General features: G+C 46.6%; 1 pseudogene. It reads left to right on the forward strand.

Features of this window, described 5'->3' with window-relative positions:
* Window positions 1-99 precede the first annotated feature (99 nt).
* Window positions 100-459, forward strand: a pseudogene (locus F9C28_RS20020) (ERF family protein); the annotation flags it as partial.
* Window positions 460-556: the final 97 nt, after the last annotated feature.

The following is a 556-nucleotide window of genomic DNA, read 5'->3' on the forward strand; positions in this document are numbered from 1 at the left end:
TTGAACTTTTGCTTTGTCACAGGATGTCGCTACAGGGTCAGGAGTGTGGTGATCTGATCCTAATTTCGGCTAAAAGTTCGATTTATTCAACAAAGCCCAATCAGCGATGAAGTTGTGTTGATTGGTGATCGGTATTACGTGAAAGCCACGGCAACTATTACCGATGGCGAAAACAGTCATACGGCAACCGCTCTTGCACGAGAGGAAGAAAGCAAGAAAGGAATGGATTCTGCACAAGTTACGGGGGCTACAAGCTCTTATGCACGCAAGTATTGCCTCAATGGTTTGTTCGGCATTGATGATGCGAAAGATGCAGATACCGACGAGCATAAACATCAGCAGAACGCAGCAGCAAAGCAATCAAAACCATCACCTACACCTGAACGGGTTCTAAAAGCATTCACTGACGCAGCAATGCAGAAAAACACCGTAGAAGAGCTTAAACAGGCGTTCGCCAAAGGAAGGTGCGAACAAGTTCCTGATATGAGATCATCATATTCATCCGGAGCGCATCCCAGAGGGACATCATGAGCCATCAACTCACCTTCGCCGATAG

Origin of the sequence: Shimwellia pseudoproteus, from assembly GCF_016415625.1 — a bacterium.
In the GTDB taxonomy this organism is placed as follows: Bacteria; Pseudomonadota; Gammaproteobacteria; order Enterobacterales; family Enterobacteriaceae; genus Shimwellia; species Shimwellia pseudoproteus.